The sequence below is a fragment of the Sellimonas catena genome (genome assembly GCF_027924685.1).
Taxonomy (GTDB): domain Bacteria; phylum Bacillota; class Clostridia; order Lachnospirales; family Lachnospiraceae; genus Sellimonas; species Sellimonas catena.
The window spans coordinates 1-1,305 of record NZ_BSBO01000095.1 but is presented as its reverse complement, the minus strand read 5'-3'; the positions used below and the strand labels follow the sequence as shown (position 1 = coordinate 1,305).

Genomic DNA, 1,305 nt, shown 5'->3' with positions numbered 1-1,305 from the left:
AATCGGATTTCCGGGCATGTTTCGCAGACCTTCCAGTGGGAGGCCTAAAAAGCGATATGAAAAGAACGTTCGTTTATGGGGAAGGAGCATAACTCCTCCCCAGCTGCTGCATGGAAGCGCAGCCGCATTCCGGACAGATTGACAGGTCGATGTTCCAGACTGCTTTCAGCAGTTCCGCCATGGACATCCCGGCATAGCGCTGGCGAAACCTCTGCCTCCCCTGAATCCGAAAGATCAGTTTGAGGTTTCTGGATTTCATCCGGTTGTTCAGAAATCCATAATAACGGATCTTTTGAAAACCGGAAGGGAGCACATGCATGAGGAAACGGCGGATAAACTCTTTGTGGCTGAGAGTGATCTGCCGTTTGGGCTCTCCCGGTTTTTTTCCCCGTGCTGAGAAAGTCACTTCGGTTTCCGAAACAGAAAGGATGCGGTTGTTCGAAATGGCAATCCGGTGCGTGTAACGCCCAAGATATTCGATGGCATTGCCAAACCCGTTAAACGTCTCTTTGATATAAGGGCACCAGTCTTTGTTATACAAGCTGTTTTTGAAACGCTTCCATTCCCGGGGATCCTGCAGGGAATGACAGGAAGAAGAGAAAACAAGCTTTTCCTGCTGGTAGAGGGAATCCAGGAGGGCGAGATATTTTCCTTTGAATTTATCCCGAAGGACATAGACCGGAATAAAAAAGGCAGAGGAAGCCTTCCGGATTTTCCGGTCAGGGGTCAGTCCGCCGCCGGAGATAATACAATGCATGTGGACATGGTAGTCTAGTTCTTGATTCCAGGTGTGGAGCACCTGGATGATTCCAGGCTTAGCCCCGAGATAGTGCCGGTCAGCAGAGAGTTCCAGAAGGGTTTGGGCACAGCACTGATGGAGCAGACCGTAAAGGAGTCTCTGGTTGCAGTAGATCAGGGGATTGAGCTCATGAGGAAGCGTAAACACCACATGGAAGTAAGGGGAATCGATGACTTCCGCCCTGCGCTGATCGACCCAGAGTTCTTTGAATACACCCTGACAGTTTGGACAGCTGCGGCTGCGGCAGGAATTATTATGGAACTCCATATGACCGCACTCAGAACACCTGCTGACATTGACACCAAGCCCGCCGGACTTGCAGGCAAGGATTGCACGGGAGGCTTTCCGCTGTTCCGGAGACTGAACCTGTTGGGAGAGACAGTAATCGTCATAGGAATCCAGCCAGACTTTTTGAATCGGAAGGTTACTCAACGGAATCACCTCCCGTCCAGTCAAAAGGAGAGGAGACATGCCTGTCCTGGAAGGAAGCAAGATGGATATAGATC

Annotated in this window: 1 protein-coding gene; it reads right to left on the bottom strand. The window is 50.7% G+C overall.

Going from position 1 to position 1,305, the window contains the following annotated elements:
• Positions 1 to 73: 73 nt before the first annotated feature.
• Positions 74 to 1,231 carry an IS91 family transposase gene (locus tag Selli1_RS18185; protein WP_178278847.1) on the bottom strand — a complete coding sequence of 386 codons (1,158 nt, stop codon included), beginning with the start codon at positions 1,229 to 1,231 and terminating at the stop codon, positions 74 to 76.
• Between the last annotated feature and the right edge of the window lie 74 nt (positions 1,232 to 1,305).